This is a genomic window from Paraburkholderia sp. DD10, from assembly GCF_049177125.1.
Lineage (GTDB): Bacteria > Pseudomonadota > Gammaproteobacteria > Burkholderiales > Burkholderiaceae > Paraburkholderia > Paraburkholderia terricola.
This window is the reverse complement of sequence record NZ_CP185392.1, coordinates 2,926,112-2,947,673: the sequence shown is the minus strand read 5'-3', so window position 1 is coordinate 2,947,673 and position 21,562 is coordinate 2,926,112. Positions and strand designations below refer to the sequence as shown.

At 62.2% G+C, this 21,562-nt stretch carries 18 protein-coding genes; 14 read left to right on the top strand and 4 right to left on the bottom strand.

The window, feature by feature from the left end; genetic code table 11:
* Window positions 1-20 precede the first annotated feature (20 nt).
* From ACOCG7_RS13440 to ACOCG7_RS13420, 5 genes are all read left to right on the top strand, one after another.
* On the top strand, window positions 21-1,109 hold the full coding sequence (locus ACOCG7_RS13440) for a TIGR03118 family protein (RefSeq protein ID WP_073428964.1): 1,089 nt from the start codon (window positions 21-23) through the stop codon (window positions 1,107-1,109).
* A gap of 240 nt (window positions 1,110-1,349) precedes the next feature.
* Window positions 1,350-1,904 carry a YcbK family protein gene (locus tag ACOCG7_RS13435; RefSeq protein WP_073428963.1) on the top strand — a complete coding sequence of 185 codons (555 nt, stop codon included), beginning with the start codon at window positions 1,350-1,352 and terminating at the stop codon, window positions 1,902-1,904.
* 162 nt (window positions 1,905-2,066) lie between these two features.
* Window positions 2,067-2,654, top strand: coding sequence for a DUF1007 family protein (locus ACOCG7_RS13430; protein WP_159442562.1), 588 nt, complete (start codon window positions 2,067-2,069; stop codon window positions 2,652-2,654).
* A complete protein-coding gene (locus ACOCG7_RS13425; RefSeq protein WP_421375864.1) occupies window positions 2,648-3,772 on the top strand; it encodes a nickel/cobalt transporter in 1,125 nt (374 codons plus the stop codon). Before ACOCG7_RS13430 ends, ACOCG7_RS13425 begins: the two co-directional genes overlap by 7 nt.
* 61 nt (window positions 3,773-3,833) lie before the next feature.
* Entirely contained in the window at window positions 3,834-4,433 is a 600-nt protein-coding gene (locus ACOCG7_RS13420) for a DUF1007 family protein (RefSeq protein WP_310135552.1), read from the top strand.
* Here the strand turns inward: ACOCG7_RS13420 and ACOCG7_RS13415 are convergent, their stop codons facing one another.
* Window positions 4,434-5,105: a response regulator gene (locus tag ACOCG7_RS13415; RefSeq protein WP_154872921.1), complete on the bottom strand. Its 672-nt coding sequence runs from the start codon at window positions 5,103-5,105 to the stop codon at window positions 4,434-4,436.
* A 432-nt stretch (window positions 5,106-5,537) separates the two neighbouring features.
* Between ACOCG7_RS13415 and ACOCG7_RS13410 the strand changes: the two genes are divergently transcribed.
* Window positions 5,538-6,665: a porin gene (locus tag ACOCG7_RS13410; RefSeq protein WP_073428958.1), complete on the top strand. Its 1,128-nt coding sequence runs from the start codon at window positions 5,538-5,540 to the stop codon at window positions 6,663-6,665.
* Between the two features lie 609 nt (window positions 6,666-7,274).
* Window positions 7,275-8,438, top strand: coding sequence for a pectate lyase family protein (locus ACOCG7_RS13405; RefSeq protein ID WP_421375861.1), 1,164 nt, complete (start codon window positions 7,275-7,277; stop codon window positions 8,436-8,438).
* Window positions 8,439-8,509: 71 nt separating this feature from the next.
* Here ACOCG7_RS13405 and ACOCG7_RS13400 read toward each other — a convergent pair whose 3' ends face one another.
* Window positions 8,510-10,750, bottom strand: coding sequence for a hypothetical protein (locus ACOCG7_RS13400; RefSeq protein ID WP_421375859.1), 2,241 nt, complete (start codon window positions 10,748-10,750; stop codon window positions 8,510-8,512).
* 426 nt (window positions 10,751-11,176) lie between these two features.
* Here ACOCG7_RS13400 and ACOCG7_RS13395 point away from each other — a divergent pair, with 426 nt between their 5' ends.
* The 3 genes from ACOCG7_RS13395 to ACOCG7_RS13385 all read left to right on the top strand — a co-directional run bounded on the left by ACOCG7_RS13395 (window position 11,177) and on the right by ACOCG7_RS13385 (window position 13,724).
* Window positions 11,177-12,223, top strand: coding sequence for a sensor histidine kinase (locus ACOCG7_RS13395; protein WP_421375857.1), 1,047 nt, complete (start codon window positions 11,177-11,179; stop codon window positions 12,221-12,223).
* A gap of 179 nt (window positions 12,224-12,402) precedes the next feature.
* Complete coding sequence (locus tag ACOCG7_RS13390; RefSeq protein WP_421375855.1) at window positions 12,403-13,251, top strand: oxidoreductase; 849 nt, start codon at window positions 12,403-12,405, stop codon at window positions 13,249-13,251.
* Between the two features lie 86 nt (window positions 13,252-13,337).
* Entirely contained in the window at window positions 13,338-13,724 is a 387-nt protein-coding gene (locus tag ACOCG7_RS13385) for a BON domain-containing protein (RefSeq protein WP_083081529.1), read from the top strand.
* Window positions 13,725-13,800: 76 nt separating this feature from the next.
* Here the strand turns inward: ACOCG7_RS13385 and ACOCG7_RS13380 are convergent, their stop codons facing one another.
* Window positions 13,801-15,189 (bottom strand): PLP-dependent aminotransferase family protein, encoded by a 1,389-nt coding sequence (locus ACOCG7_RS13380; protein WP_073428952.1) that lies wholly within the window; start codon window positions 15,187-15,189, stop codon window positions 13,801-13,803.
* A 157-nt stretch (window positions 15,190-15,346) separates the two neighbouring features.
* On the opposite strand from ACOCG7_RS13380, the gene ACOCG7_RS13375 reads away from it, so the two are divergent.
* The 3 genes from ACOCG7_RS13375 (at window position 15,347) to ACOCG7_RS13365 (ending at window position 18,719) form a co-directional block, all read left to right on the top strand.
* Window positions 15,347-16,633: a hydroxymethylglutaryl-CoA reductase, degradative gene (locus tag ACOCG7_RS13375; RefSeq protein WP_421375853.1), complete on the top strand. Its 1,287-nt coding sequence runs from the start codon at window positions 15,347-15,349 to the stop codon at window positions 16,631-16,633.
* A gap of 209 nt (window positions 16,634-16,842) precedes the next feature.
* Window positions 16,843-17,340 carry a hypothetical protein gene (locus ACOCG7_RS13370; protein ID WP_083081525.1) on the top strand — a complete coding sequence of 166 codons (498 nt, stop codon included), beginning with the start codon at window positions 16,843-16,845 and terminating at the stop codon, window positions 17,338-17,340.
* Window positions 17,340-18,719 (top strand): tripartite tricarboxylate transporter permease, encoded by a 1,380-nt coding sequence (locus tag ACOCG7_RS13365; RefSeq protein ID WP_083081523.1) that lies wholly within the window; start codon window positions 17,340-17,342, stop codon window positions 18,717-18,719. The genes ACOCG7_RS13370 and ACOCG7_RS13365 overlap by 1 nt, the downstream gene beginning before the upstream one ends.
* A gap of 72 nt (window positions 18,720-18,791) precedes the next feature.
* Here the strand turns inward: ACOCG7_RS13365 and ACOCG7_RS13360 are convergent, their stop codons facing one another.
* The gene (locus tag ACOCG7_RS13360) at window positions 18,792-19,355 is read right to left on the bottom strand and encodes a thioredoxin family protein (RefSeq protein ID WP_421375850.1); all 564 of its coding nucleotides are present in this window, start codon (window positions 19,353-19,355) and stop codon (window positions 18,792-18,794) included.
* 333 nt (window positions 19,356-19,688) lie between these two features.
* Between ACOCG7_RS13360 and ACOCG7_RS13355 the strand changes: the two genes are divergently transcribed.
* Complete coding sequence (locus ACOCG7_RS13355) at window positions 19,689-21,488, top strand: cytochrome c biogenesis protein DipZ (RefSeq protein WP_421375848.1); 1,800 nt, start codon at window positions 19,689-19,691, stop codon at window positions 21,486-21,488.
* Window positions 21,489-21,562 lie beyond the last annotated feature (74 nt).

Here is a 21,562-nt window from a genome sequence, read left to right as displayed (position 1 = left end):
TTATTAAAAAGGAAAAACTCATGGCTCTCGTGCGTTCGACGCTATTCAAATTGACCCTATCCGCCGCGCTCGCTGCAAGCCTCGCCGGCTGCGGCGGCGACGGCAATTCCGTTCAACCGGTCGGCTACAAGTCGAGCGTCGTGGTATCGGACGGCGGTGTTCCCGCTTCGAACACCGACGCGAACCTCAAGGACGGCTGGGGGATCGCGTTCAACCCGCAAGGCTTCGTGTGGGTCGCCGACGCGGGCTCGCAAAAGTCCACGCTGTATGACGGCAACGGCGTTCCGCAACAACTGGTCGTTTCGATCCCGGCGGGAACGAACGGCCCGGCAGGACCGACGGGAATCGTGTTCAGCGGGGCGAACAACTTCGCGGTGAGCCAGAACGGCGTGTCGGGAACGAGCGCATTTGTCTTCGCGACGCTCGCGGGCACGATCGCCGCGTGGTCTCCGACAGTCAATCTCACGTCGGCAGTCACCGTCTACGATGACGCGGCCGGCGCAGCCGAGTACACCGGTCTCGCGATCGGCGCCGACAACGGCGCCGGCCGTCTCTACGCTGCCGATTTTCACAACAACAAGATCGACGTGTTCGACAGCGCGTTCAACAAGCTCACGACGAGCGGCCGCTTCGTCGACCCATCGTTGCCCGCCGGTTTCGCACCGTTCGGCATTCAGGCCATCGGCAACAGTCTCTTCGTTGCATACGCGAAGCAGGACAGCAGCGCCAGGAGGTCCGTGCACGCGGCGGGTCAAGGCGTGATCGATGTATATGACATGAGCGGCGCGTTGCAGAAACGTTTCGCAACGGGTGGCGATCTGAACGCACCGTGGGGCATCACGATCGCGCCGTCGAACTTCGGGCCGTTCAGCAACAAGCTGATCGTCGGCAATTTCGGTGACGGCACGCTCCATGCCTTCGATCCGCAGACCGGTGCGGCAGCAGGCGCGTTGACGCAAAGGAGCGGGGCGCCGATCACGATTGCGGGTCTGTGGGGCATCGCCTTCGGCAACGGATTGAACGCTCAACCCACCAATACGCTGTTTTTTGCCGCCGGTCCCAATAGCGGCAGCAACGGCGCTTACGGACGACTCGACGTCGATCAGTAACGCTCGCAAGCATCGGGTTCAAGGTTAGAACCTGGCAGCCGGTCTCGGCGTCGCAGTGCGGGCGCCGGCCGGATCTGAGCTGTTTTGCATAAGCAAACCGACACGCCTAATCTTCGCGGCAAGCACACAAAATTCGCCCGTCCGTTTCGCACAGCGCATTGCGCGCGATACGGTTGGAAGCCTCGACACCCTGTTCAATAACACGGAGGCGTCGATCAGTAGATCGGCGAGCAGAATAAAGTGATTTCGCGGCGGGAATTTGTCAGGAAGTTCGCCTTGGCGGCCTGCGCGGCGCCAGCTTTGGCGCCCTTCGATGCGCGAGCCGACAATGCGGCTAATGCGACGAATGCTGTGCCGACTCTTCTCTGGCTGAGGCGGGGTAGCGAGGAACGGCAGATCGACTATTCGACCGCCGAGGGATATCGCGCGGTTTCCTGGTTGATGCGGGATGTGAAAGCCAACGTGGTCGGCAATCCGGACTGGAGGCTTTTGCAGCAGTGGTCATGGATGCAGGCCTGGCTCGCCGCGTATGGCCATCATGCGCGATTCGACGTCCATTCGGGCCTGCGGACACCGGCCACGAATACTTATTTCGAGGGTAAGCGGGCATCCTTCCATCTGCCTGACAGGAATATGGTTTTTCGCGCAGGCGACTTCAGCACGCCCGCGGCGCCGAGCGAATACATGGGGCGGCTGGCTTACCTTTCGCAACAGGGTGGCGTGGGTTTCTATCAAACGCGTGACTTCATTCACACTGATGTGCGGGGTCGAGTTGTAACGTGGCGCGCCAGGTAGCAATCAAAATCGCGGTTCCCTACCTATGCGTGCACTGCCAGTGGAAAAATGCTGCTACAGTGCCGCGCTATTACTTCGTCATCCCTTCGACGACACATAACGTTCCGACGGATGTTCATGCGCAACCGTGTTGCCCGCTCTCTGCGTGAGCGAGTGCTTCCTTTGATCCATGCGATTGCCGCTGCATGCTGCGCGGCTGCCGCGGCGCCGCTTGCCGCTCACCCGCATGTGTGGATCACTTACGAGAGCGTCGCGCGGATGAATGGCTCATCACTGGACGCCGTGCAGGAGAAATGGACCTTCTCGCAAGGGTTTCCGGTATCGATCGTCGGCGATCTGAAAGATATGCCGAAATCGGGACCGCTCGGCCCGAAGTACATCCGTATCTTCAGGCAGCAGGCGTTTGATTCGCTGAAGGGGGCCGACTATTTCGTGCATGTCTTTATCGACGGCAAGGCCGCGCGTTTCGGCGAGGTCCGCGACTTCGCCGTCTCTATCGAAGGCGGACGGATTGTTTACACGTTTGTGTTGCCGCTCGCGGATAAGGTCGACGTGAAATTCGCTCAGGTGCAACTCGGCACATGGGACGAAACTTTCTTCGTCGATTTTCAGGCGCCGTCCAGAAACGGGGCGCCCGTCGTCTTCGATGCGACAGCGCAAAAGAACTGCACCGCGCAACCGTTCGAAGACAAGGTTCACACGCTATTCGGCGGCGCGATTTCTCCGCTTTCCACGAGGCTTTCATGCTGATCCCTGACGGGCGCCGCGGTATTCGCCGTGGTGCGTTCGCGCTCATGTTCCTCATGATCACGGTCGTGCAGACCGCGAGTGCTGAGACAGTCGATGTATTTGGCAGGACATCGTCAGGGGCGCCAGGCGCCGCCAATGTACCGGCGCCGATGTCGCACAGAGGCGCTGAGCAGCCTGTCGCGATGCCGGAGCCCGTGCGACGCGCGATTGCGGCAAGTGTCGCGCTGCAAGGCCGCCTGAACGCCCAGCTTCAGGAGCAACTCGTCGAGCAGCGCAATGGCGCGAGCATGCTGGCCGCGTGGGCCCTCATGCTGCTGTCGTTCGGCTACGGCGTCCTGCATGCGCTCGGACCGGGGCATGGGAAGATAGTCGTGAGCGCGTATCTGATGTCGCATCGCGCTCGCGTTGGGCATGCCATCGCGCTAAGTGTATGGAGCGCCTGCGTGCAGGCGATCTCCGCGATTTGCCTGGTCGGCGGTGCGGCGTGGCTCGCGCGCGAGGGCGTGGGCGGCGTGCTGACGCGAGCGGCGGCGCTGGATCTCGTCAGCTATGTCTCGCTGCTTTGCGTCGGCCTTATCACTGTCTGGTCAATCGTCACGCGTCGCGACTGCTGCGACGAGCGGCGCATCACGCTGATCCCCAAACGTCGCGCGGGCCTGTTTGCCAACAGGCGCGACGATCGCAATCTTCAGCATGGCCGTTACCTTGGTGCAAGTTCACTGACGGGCCGGCGCGCGCAAGCCTGGACGAATGTCAACGAAAACGCGGGCAACGTCTGGATCGTGCGGCAGATTGTCATGACGGGACTGGCGGTGGGCGTGCGGCCCTGTGTCGGCGCGATCTTTGTAGTCATTGCGGCGCTCGCCAACGGCATTTTCATGGTGGGCGTGTTGTCGGCGCTCGCCATGGCCGCGGGGGTTTCGCTAACGGTATTGGCCGTGGGCCTGGCAAGCCTCGGCATCAACCGGGCGGTGTCCAGCCGTAGCCTTGCTCGCAGGCAGGTACTGGAAACGATCCGCACGCGCTTCGCGCTCGCGGGCGCACTGATCATTACGCTGTTCGCTGCATGGCAGGTGTTCGCGTTGCTGTCCGGCTTACAACTGGCTGCGCTCGCCTGAAAATCCGCAGCGCTTGCAGCGCACCCCCGGTAAAATCCCGGACCTCTAAGCGGAGGAAATCTTGCGGAAACTGCTACCGTCGATCGTGCTGGCTATCTTGACTGCGTCGGCGATGATGCTGGGCCCGGTCGAGGCAGAAGCGCATCCTCACGTCTGGGTGCTGTATGCGCTGAACCTGCAGATGAACCGCGGTTCCGTGAGCGCGATCGACGTGGAATGGACGTTTACGAACGGCTTCCAGGCGCTGCTGCCGATCGATCTCTCCCGCTATCCGAAGAACGGCGTGCTATCGGCGAAGGACATCGAATCGCTGCGCGCTTCGGCATTCCAGTCGCTCAAGAACGTTGGCTATTTCACGCATGCCTATGTGCAAGGACGCCCGGTTGCGCTTGGCGAGCCGCAACGCTTCAGCGTTGCGATGCACGACGGCAAACTCGTGTATACGTTCAGGATGATGCTTGCGCAGCCTGTGGACACGACGCGTACGCCACTCGAACTGGGCGTCTGGGACGACGAGTTTTTCGTCGACTTCGAAATGAAAAAGGACGGCGTGAGGCCCGTCTCGACCAATGCGGCATGCCGGGTCTTCTATACCCCGGACGCCGATCACGCGGTCTATTACGGCACTTATGCGCCGATGGCCGCGACCGTGGCCTGCTGATCAGGCATCGCGCGTTCGCAAGATATAGCCCAATCCTCGCAAGGTCATGATCTGCGCGGTCGAAGCGGACAGATGCTTGCGCAGGCGGTGAATATAAACGTCGATTGCGTCGACGCTCGGCTCATCGTCGAGACTGAATACGTTCTCCATTAGCGTCGCCTTGGATACGGTTTTCCCATGTCTCAGCATCAGCGTTTCGAGAATCGCATGTTCCCGGCGGCGTAATGGCAGCGGTGCGTCGTTATGACGGAATTCGCGGCTATTGAATTGATAGTGCAAATCGCCGCAAACGAGCGACACGTGTCTTTCGGAACACTGCCTTCGCACCAGCGCCTTGATGCGCGCAACGAGCTCGCGGGCATCGAACGGCTTGACGACATAGTCGTCCGCACCGGCTCCAAAGCAGTCGACCTTGTCGTCTATCGATCCATGCGCCGTCAGCATCAGTACAGGGACATTATCGCCGCGCCGTCGCAAACGGGTGAGCAAGTCCTTTCCGCTCATGGCGGGCAAGCGCATGTCGAGCAGCACGACGTCGTAGCTCTGGTTGGCCAATATCGCCTCGGCTCGCTCGGCATCGGGCACGCTGTCCATCACGAAGTTCTCCGCACGCAACAGTTTGACGATCCAATGTGCGAGTTCGGCGTTATCTTCCACGAGCAATAGTTTCATCGCGATGTCCTCAATGGCGCCATGCCGCCCGAGTCGATCGCGCGCGCAAGCTCAGCGTCAATCCAAATCTTCGTTTCATTTCTCGACCTTGATCGCTGAAGATCGCATGCCTCGCGTCCATGGCGCGATTCTATGAGGCCGAACCCTTCTCGATGCTTTCGCATGGCAACGCTTTTCGTACGGGATTTCCATGACGCGGTTTCTTTCATTTAGTAATTGGAATTAATGCTGCCGTTGCGACGCAACCAGAGCCTTGTCACGTCTATCAGTGAAATCACCGAGCGATACAAACGGCGCGGGAAAGGCGGGTGAAGGGTTGGCCTATTTAGGATTGCGCACTGCGATGCCGAGCCGGCTGTCAGCGGAGCGGCCACACGCAGAGGCCTGAATAAAAAGAGCAGGCTTTCAACGCAGCAATTCGAGGAGACGGACTTGAGGAAAACATACTTCACGCTGGCTGTCGCGGCCACCGTATTCGGGGCGAGCGGCGCGTACGCTCAATCGAGCGTCCAGCTCTATGGTCTGATGGACCTGAGCGTGCCGACTTACCAGTCGCATGCGGACGCGAACGGCAATCATGTCATCGGCATGGGTATCGGCGGCGAACCGTGGTTCAGCGGCAGCCGTTGGGGCCTCAAGGGCGCGGAGGATATCGGCGGCGGCACCAGGATCGTCTTCCGTCTGGAAAGCGAATACGTCGTGGCCAATGGCGAAATGGAAGACCCCGGCCAGATTTTCGATCGCGACGCATGGGTCGGCATTGAAAACGACACGCTCGGCAAGATTACGGCAGGCTTCCAGAACAGCATCGCGCGCGACGCAGCCGCGATCTATGGCGACCCGTACGGCAGCGCGCAGTTGACGACGGAAGAGGGCGGCTGGACGAACGCCAACAACTTCAAGCAGATGATTTTCTACGCGGCCAGCGCGACCGGCACGCGCTATAACAACGGCGTGGCGTGGAAAAAGCTCTTCGGCAATGGCATTTTTGCGAGCGCCGGTTACGCGTTCGGCAATTCGACCAGCTTCGGCGCGAATTCCAACTATCAGGCGGCGCTGGGTTACAACGGCGGCCCGTTCAACGTATCGGGCTTCTACAGTCACGTGAACCGTGCCGGCATAACGAACCAGTCGTTTTCGGTGGGCGGCAACTACACGTTCGGTATTCTGCGCGCCAATGCCGGCTACTTCCGCTATCTCGGCAATCAGGCCGCGCTGGGTCAGCGTCAGGACAACGCATGGACCGCCTCGCTCAAGCTGTCGCCGAAGGGGCCGCTCGATTACGAACTCGGCTATCAGCAGATGCGCGTGAAAAACGCCGCGTACAACGCCGACGGCGATATTCCGAACGCGAACATCGGCGCCTTCGACCCGAGTTCGGGCTTGCATAACGGTTACAAGGAAACGCTGTACTGGTCCGCGTTCTATCATCTGTCCAGGCGCACGGAAGTGTACCTGGCCGGCGACTATATGAGGCTGCATGGCGGCTATACGGTCGGCGGCACGTTCGGCGCGTCGAACCAGGTTGAGTTGACCACGGGGGTTCGGACACGCTTCTGATCAGGCTTCGCGCGGCGGTGCCGGCGTAGCGTTTCGCTACCTTCGCCAACTCTTCGTCGCGCGAGCGGAAAAGGAAAGACCCGTCCGTCATTGTCATCATCAGACGAAAAAGGCTGGGCGTCCGCTCAGCCCCGGCGGAACCCCGACGCTACCGACACTCGAGGCAGAGTAAGGGTCCCGAATCCCAACTACTGCCTAACGAGGTGAATGATGAGTCTGCAAATCAGTCCGACCAAGGTCGTCCCCACATCGGAGAACTGGCATTCCAGTGCTTCGAGATCCGGTGGCACCGGTAATCAGGGAATCGAAGCGATCCTCCAGAAAATTTTGCGCCTTCTCCAGCAATTGGCATCGAATCAGAATGGTGGCACCCAGTCGGGCGAATCCAATGGAGGCGGAAGCAAGGGGCATCATTCGCACGCATCGCACCACGAACACAAACATGCTCGCGATGCCAATCAGGACGACGCAAGCTCGGGCGACAACGGCAATCGGACGTCCGCGAATAACGGCGCCGCGAATGATCCGAACACCCATTCGAGCAAATCGTCAGCCTCACCAACCGACAACGCGCACGGCAACAAGAACTCGGGCGCGAACGACCGGCGAGTGTCCGCCACTCCCACGACCAGCACCGCCGCGCCGCAATACGTGGCTTCCGGGCCGCAAGCCACGCCGTCCTCCACGGCGGCAAGCTCGGGCGATCATTCGCGCGAAACCCTGGCGGCGGGGCACGGCTGGGGCGCACAGAATGGTGGCGTCACGGGCGGGTCGAAGGCCGATGCAGCGCACGTGTACACGGTGTCGACGCGTGAGCAACTGCTTGCCGCGCTCGGTGGAAACAATGCGACGAACGGCTCCAACGCCACACCCAAGATCATCCAGATCAAAGGCAACATCGATCTGAACGTCGACAGCAACGGCAAGGAATTGGCTAAGGGCGATTTCGCGAACGAGAAAGCGCAATTGGCACACGACATGCTGAACGTGGGCTCCAACACCACGATCATCGGCCTGGGCGCCAACGCGGGCATCAGCGGCGGCGGATTCAATCTGAGCAATCAGCACAACATCATCGTGCGCAATCTGGCGATGACCTCGCCATTCGATTTCTTCCCCGGCAAGGACGCTGAAGGCAATCCGCATGGGCGCGTCTACAGCATCGAGGCGAAGGGCACGCAGAACCTGTGGGTCGACCACAACACGTTCAAGGACGGCGCGACGCCATCGGGCGCCATCAGCGGAGATCAACTGGATTTTACGGACGGCGCGAACTATGCAACGGTCTCCTACAACCAGTTCCAGAGCCATAACAAATCAATCCTGATCGGATCGAGCGACGGCATGACGAGCGACCGCGGCAAACTCAACGTCACCATCGATCACAACCTGTTCGCCGGCGTATCGCAGCGCGACCCCCGCGTGCGCTTCGGCAACGTCGAGGTCGCCAACAATCTCTACCAGGACAGCTCATCGCAAGCGAATCGCTTCCAGTACAACCTGGGCGTCGGTGTCGAGTCGAAGATCACGTCGCAGAACAATGCGTTCGAAACGAACGGCGTCAATGAGGAAAATCTCGTGAAGCGCTTTGGCGCCTCGGGCCATCTGACCGATTCAGGTTCGCTGGTGAATGGCCGGTCCGTCGATCTGTCGTCTTCGCCGACTGGAAGCGGCCCGGGCGCCGGCTCGATCGCGCATCTCGATCCCACGAACGACGTTGCGGCAATCGTGTTGGCTCAGTCGGGTGCGGGCAAGATCGACCTTGGAGCATAAGTAAAAATCAGAGCCGCGCGGACACACGCAATGTTTATCCGCGCGGCGTCGCCGCAAAACAACGGCGCAGGTCAGTACGGCGATATCCACGGATGCAAATGGCTGATACGCGCGCCTTGGCCGCGCACCCATTCGAGTGCGTACTGGCTCGTGCCGGTGCGCGATTCCTCGACGCCGCGCGTGCTGTTGCGCACGCCGTGGCCGATGGTTCGGCCGTGATGGCACAGCGCGTCGATGCGCCCGCCCGGATAGCCTTGCGCAATCTGCTCGAATGCCGCACGGTCTTGCGCAAGCAGCGCCGAGCGGGGCTGTTCGATCTCGTGACGCGCGACTTCGGCAATGACGCGCAGGACCCCGGCGCGTGAAACGAAGGTGCCCGTGCGCATCACCTTGTTCATCCGCGTGTGCATCTGTTCGGTTGTCTGCCCGACGTGCACCTTGACCACGCGTTCAAGCGCGCCGCGTGAGATCACCTGCAATAGCGCCGGCTCGCGTGTGGCTTTGTCCCAGAGTCGACCGAGGCGGTTTTCGAGCTGTTCGCTCTGATTGCTCCGGGCAGCGCGCTCGCGTATTTGTGTCTTGCTTCCTTCACGCAGATGCTTCAGTGTCTGGTGGTGAGCCGACAGTTGCTGACCGATATCCTCCACTTCATCGGATACGGTCATATGGCGTGCGCTGAGCTTTGCGTAATGCTCGAACTCTTTCTTGTGCTGCTCCGCGTATTGAAGTATTTCGCCTTGCAGACGCCCGATGCGGATTTCCAACTGATCGATATCGACAAGGCTTGGACCTGCTCCAACCGTATCGAGCTCATCTGTCTTCGGCTTCGGCGCGCCCTCGCGCGTGAGCCTGTTGCGCTCTGCGTTCACTTCGTTGATCTTGTCTTTGTAGTAGGCGTCGAGCCGGGGCGCCACGCGCTGGCCCAGCGCTTCAATGTCGTCGATGTCGATGATCCCCGCGAAGCGTTTCTCCACCGCCTCGATCATCGCCTGAAACGCCGGGCGATTCGCGGTGAGCGCGGCGGTCACTCTCTCGACCTGCTCCGCCGCGAGCGCGATGTCCGGACCGATCAGGCGCAACTCACCGAACGTCACGCCGGGCGATTGACGTTGCACCGCGGCCTGAAGGTTCTGCTGCGCGTTCCTGAACGAGCGAAGTACCTCGCGTGTCGCGATTTGCGCGGGTGTCACGCCCAGCCAGCGGCGAAACCCATTCATGTAGTCCATTGTCTTGCCTTGCCGCCGCGCAACCGTCGCTACACGCAAGCAACGGGCGAAGTCCTCCACCAGTAAAGCCTCGACGACGGGATACAACGGCTTGAGCCGCGGATGCAACACGAGCGCCATGAACGCCTGCAACGCTTGTTCCGCGTCGACTTGCGGTTGCGCAGCACCGCTTTGCGCGATGCGATCGAGCGCGGTGGCGAAAGACTCCTCGAACTGGCGCTCGAGATCCACCGGACGGCGCGACCTTCGGCCTTGCGCGGGCTGCAGAGCGTGCAGCCATTCGGTGACCTTGCCCGCAAGTTCGGGACTCACGGTATCGATCATTTCGAAGGCGCCGACGTCCGCCAATGCGCGCAGCGCGTCGCGGCTCGCGACGGCTTGCACTTCATGCGCCGCCTTGCCGCGGCTGCTCTTCAGGAGTTGGGCCTGTTGTCCCAGTGCGGCGATGCGTTGCTCGTGCGCGGCGCGCAGATCGGCGCGGCTCGTGGCGACTGGCGACGGACGAGGTGCGGTGGGCGCGTCGGCGGTACGGGCTTCATGCAATTGTTCGAGGCGGCTCGACTTTTCCTCGAGTGACGCGTTCAGTTTTTCGACGGCCGCACGCGCGTGTTCGCACTGTTTGCCGAGCGTGTCGACCGTGCGCCGCGCAATGTCGCGGCGGGCTTCGAGCCGCGTGATGGCCTGCTGCACGTCGGCTTGCGACATCTCGGGCGCATCGGGCGCATCGGCCGCATCGGCCTGAGGCGGCGCCTTCAAAGCGAGCAATTGAGCCTCGGCTTCGCGGATTTCGTTGGCGAGTGCCAGCACCGCGTCGATATCGCGTTGCCTCGCCGCGAGCACGGTCGCACGGCTCGCAGGCTCCGGCGCTTGCTGCGCGAGGGGCGTCGCGTCGATCGAGGACGATGACGACGCGCCTTCAGCCGCCGGCGCACGCGCCGGCAAGCCGGCGATGAGCGGGTTCGCGCCGGCGCGCAGGCCGCGTCCCCGTGGCGTGGGCTGCCGTGCGCCGGGTTGTGCTCCGCTCGTCGCGGCTTCTTGCTCCGGCACTTCGTGAGGTCGTTGCGGTGATCGAATCGGCTGAACCATATGCATCCTTTCGTCGGGCGGCGGCTCACCGATGCTGCCGCCCGAAAGCAGAGATATCCGCGACGCATGAGCCTATGACGCGCCCATTGTGATGGCCGGTATTCCGCAAGCAACGAAGAGGCGGCGAACAGGCGGCGACGGTGGCGAACTGCCGAGGCGAGCATCGGGCGGCATCTTTGCCGACAGCGCAGCCGTACCGCGTCCGCACCAGCACCGAATAACGGACTGCGCACTGGAACTGTCCGCGGCCAATGCGAACGGCATGCCCCGGAATCCAAGGTTTACCTGCGCTGCATGGCCAGGTCGTGAACTGTCACAGGTACAGTTGGCTGTCTGTAGTCGCTAACTGTACCTTTCAAAAGGGTACAAACCACCTATTATTCGCGCATCCACTTCCGGCAGAACGAGAGCACCAGGAGAACGAAGATGATCGCGTATCCGACCCATCCATGTGACGCGCTGTTGGAATCATTCGAGCGGGATCGCGCCAGTTCGGCTCGCCTTCCGCGAAGGCTGCCGGTGCGGGTATGGGGCGTGTGCGCGGTACTGTTGGTGGCCGGCATGGGCGTCTATTGCGTGCGTCTGGAGGAAGTGTCCGCGTGGCCGGTGCGGGCGAGCATTGCCCTGCCGCTCATCGTGATGACTGTTCTCGCAATGAGCGTTGCCACCCTGGCGAGCCTGAAGGTGTCCGAGCTTCTGGACTGTCTGAAGCAGCTCACCGCCGCAATCGAGGCGGAGGATGGCGAGGGTACAGGGGCGGCGCTATCCGAACACGGTCCGCGGGCCGTTGCGGATCTGGCTCGCGCGATCAACCGCTCCGCACGTCATCGCGCGGGGCGACAGGCGGAATTGCTTCAGGTGCTTGCCGCCTATGCGCACGATCAGCGCACACCGCTGACGCGGATGGGCATGCGCTGCGAACTGCTCGACGACCCGGCGGCGCGCGAAGCCTTGCAACGCGATCTCGCGGAGATGGCCGAACTGGTCGAGGCCAGCCTCTCCTGCGCGCGGATGCAGTGCAGCGCTGGAGAAAAGACCCAGCGCGTCGACGCGGACGATCTGCTGGGCGCACTGATCGGCGACTACCAGGACGCGGGCCGCCCGGTTGCGCTGGAGGGACGCGTGGGGCGTCCGGTCGTCACCTGCCCGCATGCGTTGCGCCGTGTGCTCATGAATCTGATCGACAACGCGCTGCGCTACGGCGGCGACGCGCGCCTGTGCGTCCGGGTCGAAGCGCGCCGGCTGGTGCTGGCCGTGGTGGACTCGGGACCCGGTATCGTCCCCGCGCAGATGGATGCGGTGTTCGCGCCGTGGTACAGGTCGCCGGAGACCGCCGCGCGTGCGCCGGGTTCGGGATTGGGGCTGGCTATCGCACGGCGTCTGACGCTGGCGATGCGCGGCGAGCTTCAACTGGAAAACCGGCGCACGGGAGGTCTCGAAGCGCGGCTCACCTTGCCGCTGGTCGCCGCCTGAGTGCGCTCGCTTCAATTTTTTTTATCCTGCTTTGTCACGCGATACGTTTCGATACGCCGCGGACATACACGAGATACATGACCTACTTCTAATGGCTACATGGCGTCGGTTTAGCCAGATCGACAACGGCTCCGCGCATTCTCAGCAATATCGATCGGAACAGATAAGGGAGCGTAAACATGAGTGGCAGCAAAACCTGGTTCATCACCGGCTGCTCAGGCGGCTTGGGTCGTCAGCTTGCCGAGGCCGTACTCGCTAGCGGTCACACGCTGGTGGCAACGGCGAGGGACGTGGCGCATCTGAATAGTCTGGTGGACACATATGGCGATCGGGTTCGCGTGATTCCATTGGATGTCACCGATCCCGCCGCGGCGCGCGGTGCTCTTAATGTCGCCGTGGAGCACTTCGGCCGCCTCGACGTGCTGGTGAACAACGCGGGCTACGCCGATCTTGCGTCGATAGAAGATGTCAGCGACAAGGCGCTGCGCGACCAGATGGAGGTCAACTTCTTCGGCGTGTGCAATGTCAGCCGCGCGGCGCTGCCGATCATGCGCCAGCAACGAGCCGGCCACATCATGCAGATCTCCTCGGTCGGCGGGCGAGTGGCGGGTCCCGGACTCGCCGCCTATCAGGCAGCCAAATGGGCAGTGGGCGGTTTCTCCGAAGTGCTGGCCAAAGAGGTACGCGATTTCGGCATCAAGGTGACGATCGTCGAGCCAGGTTCGATGCGAACCCAGTGGGCCGGTTCGTCGATGAGCATTGCGCCGATCAGCGACGCGTACAAGCCGGTCATCGAACCGGTTGCCGCACGGCTGCGCCGCATCGACGGAAATCAGCCCGGCGATCCCGCGCGGATTGCCCGGGTGCTGCTCGACATTGCCGGCTCGCCGACGGCGCCGTTGCGATTGCTGATGGGCAGCGACGCCGTCGCGGCTGCCGGCGAAGCGGCAAGATTCCGCGCGGAAGAAGACGCCCAATGGCGCGAAGTGAGCGAATCGGTTGCGTATCCGCCGGTTCACGCTGAATGAAGCTGGCCGGATGATTTGCTGGTGGCAATGGTGTACCGGAACTCGAACGACTTTTTCTCATACCTCGAATAAAGGATCATGAAATCATGAAGCTCAGACTACTCGCCATGAGCAGCGGCCTTGCTATCGCTGTCGCGGCTTTCGCGTACACGCCGGCATTCGCGGCGGACGCGGCGGCTGCCGCATCGGATACCACCGTCGCGGCCGGCACGCAGGCAACGCCGACCAGGAAGTCGGTTCGCGCGGCCAATCGCGCATTTTCCAAAACGGTCCAGAAGGCTATTTTCAAAACCGCGGGTCTGCAGGACACGACGATCGCCGTGTTCGGCAATGCAAAAACCGGGCACGTGACGCTGGCCGGTCAGATCTCAAGCGAGGATCAGGACGCGCTGGCTGTGGATGCCGCCAGGAAAGTGCAGGGCGTTAGCTCGGTTAGCAGCAAACTGACGCTGCGCGAGCAAGGCGGCGGTTAAACGGTAGCCGCGGCGGTAGCGGCGTCACCGATACGCGATATCCGCAACTGCAATTGCGGATATCGCGTTGCGCCGTTTACGGCGCCACCGCACGCAGAGCGTTGACGAATCGTTCGTCGGCGAGATAGCTGACGTTGAATCTGCAATATGCCGACACCTGATCCGATGCCGGCGAAAAAACGGCGCCGGGCGCGAGGATCACGCCCCGTTCGAGCATGGCCTTCGCGAGCTTCATCGAGTCGGGCCATTCGGGCAAGGACGCCCACAAGTACATGCTTTGCTCGCTTTCCTTGAAGATCTCCGCGCCCAGTTTCTTCAATGAATTCTTCGCGCTCGCTGTCGCGCGCCGCAGCTTTTCCTGAAGCTGATTCGTGTGCCGCAGGAAATGGCCGTCGCTGACGATAGCGGCCAGGGTTCGCTCGCTGTATTCGGAACTGCTCACGTGAATCAGCATTTTCACGTCGGCAAGATCGCTCGCGAGTGCCGCATTGCATGCCAGAAAGCCGACGCGCAACGCGGCGGAGACCGACTTCGAAAAGCTGCCGATGTAAATGGTGCGGCGTAACTGGTCGAGTGTGGCGATGCGCGTCAATGCGCGCGGTTTCAGATCGGCGAACGCGTCGTTCTCCACAATCACGGTGTCGTGCATTTCGGCGAGTTGCAGAATGCGATATGCCTTTGCCGCGCTCGTATCCGTAGCCGTGGGATTGTGTCCCACCGATTGCGTGAAGAACAGCTTCGGCCGATATTCGATCATGCAGCGCTCGAGCTCGGCGAGGTTGGGGCCGTCGACTTCGCGCGGCACGCCGATGATGTTGGCGCCGCTCAATTTCAGTTTGCCGAAGAGCGGGTAGTAACCGGGATCGTCCACCAGCACCGCGTCGCCAGGCCGCACGAAGTAGCGCAATACGAGGTCCATTGCCTGATTCGCGCCATGAGTGAGGACGATCTGCGAAGGCGGGGCCTCGATTTCGTATCCCGACAATTTCTGTTGCAACGACTGGCGCAGCGGCAGATAGCCGTAGCGGCTCCCGTATCGAAAGAGCGACGCGACGCCGGTGCGTACCACCCGTTGATGGTACTGATCGAGACGGGTCGCTTCCAGCCATTCGATAGGCGGGAAGCCTTCGCCAAGATTGAGCACCTCGGGCTTGACCTGCAGTTGTTCGCGCATTAACCAGACGGTATCCATTGCCCGGTCGAGCACGCCTGTTTCATCGGCCTCGGTGGCGGCCTTCACTCGCCGCGCGACATAGAAACCCGAGCCGCGACGCGGTTCTATCAAACCCCTTGCCGTGAGCATTTCGAATGCGCTGATGACGGTGTTCTTGGAGCACCCCGATGCGTCGGCATATTCCCTGATCGAGGGTAGCTTGGCGCCGGTGGGAATAACGCCTTCTTCAATCTGTTTGGCGAGATTGTCTGCGATGGAACCGGATAGGCTGACATTGGCGCGCAGGCTCATCGTCGCTCCGCGGGAAATGGAAAGTGTTATGGGTATGGCGCTGGAACTGTAAGCTCAAACTGTACCTTTAAAAGGGGTACGGTCTGCCTATTATTGATCCTTTAATTCATGGTCGCAAGCGCGAATCAATTCAGCGACCGTCACCGGAGGACAATTAATGGCAATCGATTCGACGCTTCCGAATTTCCGCTCACTCAGTCCCGAAGAACGTCTTGTGCAGGTCTGCAAGGCGGCCGGTCTCGACGCTTCGCAGCACGCGCAATTGGCCGGGCCGGGTGCGCTTTCACTCGAAACGGCCAACGGAATGATCGAAAACGTCATCGGCACTTTCCAGTTGCCCATGGCGGTAGCCGGCTATTTCCAGATCAACGGAAAAGACGTGATCGTGCCGATGGTGGTCGAGGAACCTTCCATCGTCGCCGCTGCTTCATTCATGGCGAAGCTCGCGCGAGTGGGCGGCGGCTTCCATACCTCGAGTACGGGACCACTGATGCGCGCACAGGTACAGGTGGTCGGCGTAAGTGACCCGCATGGCGCGCGACTCGCGATTCTCCAACGCAAGAACGAACTGATCGGCCTCGCGAATAGCCGCGACAAAGTACTGCTCGGTTTGGGCGGCGGCTGTCGCGACATCGAGGTACAGGTCTTTCCGGATACGCCGCGCGGCCCGATGATCGTCGCGCATCTGATTGTCGACGTGCGCGATGCGATGGGCGCCAACACGGTCAACACGATGGCGGAGTCGGTCGCCGAGCGCGTCGAGATCATCACCGGTGGCAAGGTGCGCTTGCGCATTCTCTCCAATCTCGCCGACTTGCGACTCGCGCGCGCCTATGTGCGGTATTCGCCGGACACGCTCGCCACGAAAGAGTATTCAGGCGAAGAAGTCATCGACGGCGTGATCGAAGCGTATCTGCTGGCCGCCATCGATCCCTATCGCGCGGCGACGCATAACAAAGGCATCATGAACGGCATCGATCCGGTGATCGTCGCGACCGGGAACGACTGGCGCGCGGTGGAAGCGGGGGCTCACGCCTATGCGGCCAGGAGCGGCCGTTATTCATCGCTCACGATATGGGAGAAAGCGGAGAACGGCGATCTCGTCGGGACGATCGAGATGCCGATGGCGGTCGGGCTGGTTGGCGGTGCAACGAAGACGCATCCGCTCGCGCGTCTCGCGCTCAGGATAATGGACGTCGACTCCGCGCAGGAACTCGCGGAGATTGCGGTCGCCGTCGGCCTGGCCCAAAACATGGGAGCCTTGCGTGCACTGGCGACCGAGGGCATTCAACGCGGTCATATGACATTGCATGCGCGCAATATCGCCTTGGGCGCGGGCGCGACGGGTGAGGATGTTGACTGGATAGTCCAGAAAATGATAACTTCAATGGACTTTCGCACCGACTTCGCAAAAGAAGTACTCAACGGTCCACGCGATGCATGACATTTTCGAGGGCTCGATTTGCCGGGGTCCGCAATGGGCGGTCTCCGGCAAGCGGGCGCGGCCAACGCATGGGTCGCGTTCGTCACCCATCACGATTTCCGATGGTGTTGTATTCAGCAGGAACCGGAGAGCAATGTAGCGAAGTGTTTGTCCGTCTCCGCGAAGAATGCGTACGCTTTGAATAAACACTTCGATCAGGAGAGAGACAATTGGAACAACCCAGTGCCAGTGCAACGCCGGCCGCGAGAGACGGTTCCGGCATTCGCGCGCGCGCCGACGCATCGGCTTTCGTGCTCGCCGAAGTATGGGGCGACACGGTCGACCTCCGGCATCTGGCGTGGTCCGTGGTACTGGGTGTAGCCCTGAGTGTCGCGGCGTTCGAGGCCGGTCAAGCGGTGTTGTCCTCGGCTGCGCGCGATCCGGCAATCGTGCGTGCCTATGCCATGCTGATCGGACTCGGCGGATGCGTGGCGGCGGGCGCGCTCAGTGCCGTTTTCTTCCCGCCAAAGCGCGTCGTGATCGAACACACGGTCGACGAATCGGACCGGCTGCGGGTGCTCGATCAACTCGGTGAAGAATGCGGCGGCATCGGATCGCTCTCCGATCTTCCGGCCAGCGCCGTGGCCGAATTGAGGGAGCTGGGGCTGTACGATCCGTTTGCCGCCTACGAGGCTTCCCGAGTAGCCGGGCACGAGGGGAAGCGCTGATGGACTCGCTGCTTCACGCGCTACCCGTGGCTCTCGCAATGGGACTGATCGGCGCTGTCGTGTTCGCCGCGATCGGCCTCGTCTCAGGCACTGACGAAACCACGACCATCGCGCCCCTGACCTTGCTCGTGGCCTTGCTCGGCGTGCCGCCGGCCGGGGTATTCACATTTTTCATGTCGGGCGCGATAGCCAAGCATATGACGCACGCCATTCCCACCGCGTTGCTGGGCATTCCGGGCGACACGATGGCTGCGCCGCTTCTGCAGCAAGCCGCGATGCTGCGCTCGCTGGGCGTGCCGCATATCGCCTTGCGCAAGATGATATCGGGCGCGATCGTGGCGGCCTTGGTCGCGGTGCCTTTCGCCGTGCTGTTCGCGGTCATGCTCGCGCCCTTCGGCGGGGTGATCGCGAGCGCCGCGCCGTGGGTGTTCCTGTTCGCGGCAGTGTGCATCGCCTATTGTTCGATGGGTCGATGGGCTTCGGTGCTGTTGCTGATTCCGTTTGTCTTGCTGATCGTCGGGCTTCAGGCGCTGACGCGCAGTCATGGGGTCAACCTGAGCGTGAGCTATTTTCTCGGCATTGCCATTGGTCCCTTGATTACCGACCTGTTCTCGATACTCTCGCCGGCGGAAAGGCGGCGCATGCGTCGCGATAGCATGTCGAGATTCGCGCTGGCACCGGACCTCAAGGGTTGGCGCGGGTACTTTCCCAATCCGCTCAAGGTGCTCGACCGGCAGCAGATTGCCTATACCGTGGCGACGGCAGCAGTGTCGAGTGCAACGTTTGTTTTCAGCCCGGTCGCAATGACGGTGCTCATGGGCGAAGTCGTCGGCGCGCGAATCCGGCACGCGTACCAGCGTCTGACCACCGTTATCGCCGTGCGGAACGGCGTGACCGAAGCCACTTATATTGCCGAGGCGCTGATTCCGCTCATCGCGTTCGGCTTGCCGCTCAGCCCGGTGGCGGCGGGGCCCGCCGCGCCGCTCTTCAATGCGCCTCCGCGCTTTACTGTGAATGAAGCGACCGGCCACATCGACAACCTGCATACGCTGATGTCGACGTGGCAGTTTCTGGTGTTCGGCTTGCTGTCGGTTCTTCTGGCGGCATTGATCGCTTATCCGCTCGCCATGAACCATGCGCACCGCGCGGCTTCCTTCGTCGCGCGCAAGCTGAGTCATGAGGCGATAATCGCGACGTTTTCCGGCCTGATCGCGGTGATCGGTCTCTGGGAAGGACAGTTGCTCGGGCTTGCCGTGATTCTCACCGTCGGCCTTTTTGGCGGATTGCTCGCCCGGCTGTTTGCGTTTAATACCGGCGTCCAGTTCATGGGCTACTACGCCGCCGTGCTAAGCGTGCCGGCGATCAGCAAGCTGTTCTGACGCGCACGCCTCACGCCGCTGGCGGAGGCGCTTCGTGCGCCTTCATCGGTTCGATTCAAAACCGCCGCGAAATCAGCCTTGTTTTCCGTCGAGGCCGAGCAAGCCGCGGATCTTGCCTTCCGTTTCCGCATAGCGGCCCTCGCCGAAATGGCTGTACACCAGTTTGCCGTTCTGGTCGAAGAGATACAGCGCGGGCCAGTATTGATTGCCGTACGCATCCCATGTCGCGTACTGGTTGTCCTGCGCGACCGGGTACTCGATGCCGAAGCGTTTCACCGCATTCTTCAGATTGCCGGTGTCGCGCTCGAACGAGTATTCGGGCGTATGCACGCCGACGACCACCAGTCCCTTGTCGTGATAGTGGGCGTACCAGTCCTTGACGTGCGGGAGCGTGTGCGCGCAGTTGATGCAATCGAATGTCCAGAAGTCGACGAGCACAACCTTGCCGCGCAATTGCGCCTGGTCGAGCGGCGCACTGTTGATCCAGGTGCCAATGCCCGTGAAAGCCGGCGCGGACGCTCCGGTTTGCAGCGAGGACGTCTGGCCGGTCGCGCCGCCGGTATAGGCGAAGCCGGCGAGCAAGGCTGCGCCGGCCACGCCCGCGACGATGGCGGCCATCTTGAGACGATCGAACATGAAGAATCTCCAATGAGTCAGTACCTGAGCGTATTGGAGCGCATGGAAGTATCTGGCTTGTGTCCGCCGCGGGCCGGTGTGAAATTCTTCGTGTCGCCAGCGCGGCCAGATACGTTCGGATACAACGAGGACGGCGGCCCGCGGCCGGATGGCGGCGCTTTGTATCGCCATGTATCGCGGGCCGCAATCGATACATGGCGTTGCGCGTTGCCCGTTTGCTGAAATCCTCCCGATACATGAGAGCGGTGGAATACGGCTCATGGCCCGTTACGCCGTTTCACGCGGCGTTCGATGCCGGTCCGTCCAATTGCCTACTGTCTGGATACCGATCTCATGTTACTCATCGTCATCGCATTCCTCGCGGGCGTGTTCACTATCCTGAGCCCCTGCATTCTGCCCGTCGTGCCGTTCGTGTTCGCACGCTCCGACCAGCCGTTCGTGACGGACCGCCTGCCTCTTCTTGTCGGCCTCGCGGGCACCTTTGCGCTGGTGACCGGGCTCGGCACGGCCGGTCTGAGCGGCGCGGCGCAACTGAGCGAGTACGGGCGCTGGATATCGCTCGCACTTTTCGCGGTATTCGGCGCGGCGCTGCTGTTCCCGGAGATTGCGTCGCGCCTGTCGCGCCCGCTTTCCGGTCTCGCCGACCGCTTCGTCGCGAGTTCGCAAGGCCAGGGCGCGACGCGCCGGATCGGCTCGGCGGTGTTGCTCGGCGCGGCGACTGGCCTGCTGTGGGCGCCGTGCGCGGGACCCATTCTCGGCCTGATCCTGACCGGCGCCGCGCTGCATGGCGCGAGCTGGCAAACCGGGGCGGCGCTCGCCGCCTACGCCGGCGGCGCAGCGTGCTCGCTGGCGGTCGTGTCCGGGCTGGGCAAGCGCTCGCTGGATCTGCTCAAGCGTTCTTTCGGCCTCGGCGAGGGATTGCGCCGTGCAATGGGCGCACTGGTGCTGCTCACCGTGGGAGCGATCGCGCTGGGCATCGACACGCGGATTCTCGCGTACGTTCCGTCGGCTCCGACCAACGCTATCGAGAGCAGGCTGCTCAATCTGCTCGCAACGAAAAAGCCGGTGCCCGCAGCCGCGCAAGCGGACCGCATCGTGCGCGTGTCGAGTACGTCGAACGTGTCGAACGTGTCGAACGTGGCGAGCGCCTCGACGCCTGCCGCTCTGCCCGTGCAGGGCCGCCTGCCCTCGCTCGACGGCGCGACCTCGTGGCTGAACAGCGCGCCGCTTTCGAGCGACGCGTTGCGCGGCAAGGTTGTCGTGGTCAACTTCTGGACCTACTCGTGCATCAACTGTTTGCGGACCTTGCCGTATCTGAAGACGTGGGCGCAGCGCTATCACGACGACGGCCTCGTCGCGATCGGCGTGCACACGCCGGAGTTCGGCTTCGAGCACGACGCGGGCAACGTCGAACGCGCGCTGGGCGACCTGAACATCCACTACCCGGTGGCGATCGATAACGGCTACCGCATCTGGCAGGCGTTCGGCAACCAGTACTGGCCGGCGTTTTATATCGTCGATGCGCAGGGCCGCATCCGCTATCACCACTTCGGCGAAGGCGGCTATGACGAAGCGGAACAGGCCATCCGGCAACTGCTGGCCGACCACGGCGGTTCGCTGCCCGCCGCGGCCCGGCAGCCGGTGCAGGCAACTGGCGCGCAAGCCGCCGCGGACCCGGCGGATGTCGGCTCGGGCGAGACCTACGTGGGTTACCGGGAGGCGCAGGGCTTCGCATCGCCACAGCGCGTGAAGCGCGATGCCGCGTTCGCCTATACGCTGCCCGCGCAACTGCCGCTCAACAACTGGGGGCTGGCGGGCGAGTGGAACATCGGCGCGGAGTCCGCCGTGCCGACCGCGCGGCAAGGGCGCATCGCTTATCGCTTCCATGCGCGCGACCTGCACCTGGTGCTGGCGCCGAACGCGGATGGCAAGCCCGTGCGCTTCCGGATCACCGTCGACGGAGCGGCGCCCGGCGCGGCGCACGGTGCCGATGTCGCCAGCGACGGTACGGGTGTGGTGACGAGCGCGCGTCTGTATCAGCTCGTGCGTCAGCCGGGTCCGGTGAATGACCGCACGTTCCAGATCGAATTTCTCGATCCAGGCGTGCAGGTGTTCAGCTTCACATTCGGTTGATCATGCGGCAGCCTGGCAATCGAGGTGCCACGATGGAATAAACCGATACGCTCGATTGTTATACGAGGCTCGAT

What these genes read in the sequence shown, in the direction of transcription:
- ACOCG7_RS13440 (WP_073428964.1), top strand. Translation starts at nt 21, where the DNA reads ATGGCTCTCGTGCGTTCGACGCTATTCAAATTGACCCTATCCGCCGCG.
- ACOCG7_RS13425 (WP_421375864.1), top strand. Translation starts at nt 2,648, where the DNA reads ATGCTGATCCCTGACGGGCGCCGCGGTATTCGCCGTGGTGCGTTCGCG.
- ACOCG7_RS13415 (WP_154872921.1), bottom strand. Translation starts at nt 5,105, where the DNA reads ATGAAACTATTGCTCGTGGAAGATAACGCCGAACTCGCACATTGGATC.
- ACOCG7_RS13400 (WP_421375859.1), bottom strand. Translation starts at nt 10,750, where the DNA reads ATGGTTCAGCCGATTCGATCACCGCAACGACCTCACGAAGTGCCGGAG.
- ACOCG7_RS13395 (WP_421375857.1), top strand. Translation starts at nt 11,177, where the DNA reads ATGATCGCGTATCCGACCCATCCATGTGACGCGCTGTTGGAATCATTC.
- ACOCG7_RS13390 (WP_421375855.1), top strand. Translation starts at nt 12,403, where the DNA reads ATGAGTGGCAGCAAAACCTGGTTCATCACCGGCTGCTCAGGCGGCTTG.
- ACOCG7_RS13385 (WP_083081529.1), top strand. Translation starts at nt 13,338, where the DNA reads ATGAAGCTCAGACTACTCGCCATGAGCAGCGGCCTTGCTATCGCTGTC.
- ACOCG7_RS13380 (WP_073428952.1), bottom strand. Translation starts at nt 15,189, where the DNA reads ATGAGCCTGCGCGCCAATGTCAGCCTATCCGGTTCCATCGCAGACAAT.
- ACOCG7_RS13375 (WP_421375853.1), top strand. Translation starts at nt 15,347, where the DNA reads ATGGCAATCGATTCGACGCTTCCGAATTTCCGCTCACTCAGTCCCGAA.
- ACOCG7_RS13365 (WP_083081523.1), top strand. Translation starts at nt 17,340, where the DNA reads ATGGACTCGCTGCTTCACGCGCTACCCGTGGCTCTCGCAATGGGACTG.
- ACOCG7_RS13360 (WP_421375850.1), bottom strand. Translation starts at nt 19,355, where the DNA reads ATGTTCGATCGTCTCAAGATGGCCGCCATCGTCGCGGGCGTGGCCGGC.
- ACOCG7_RS13355 (WP_421375848.1), top strand. Translation starts at nt 19,689, where the DNA reads ATGTTACTCATCGTCATCGCATTCCTCGCGGGCGTGTTCACTATCCTG.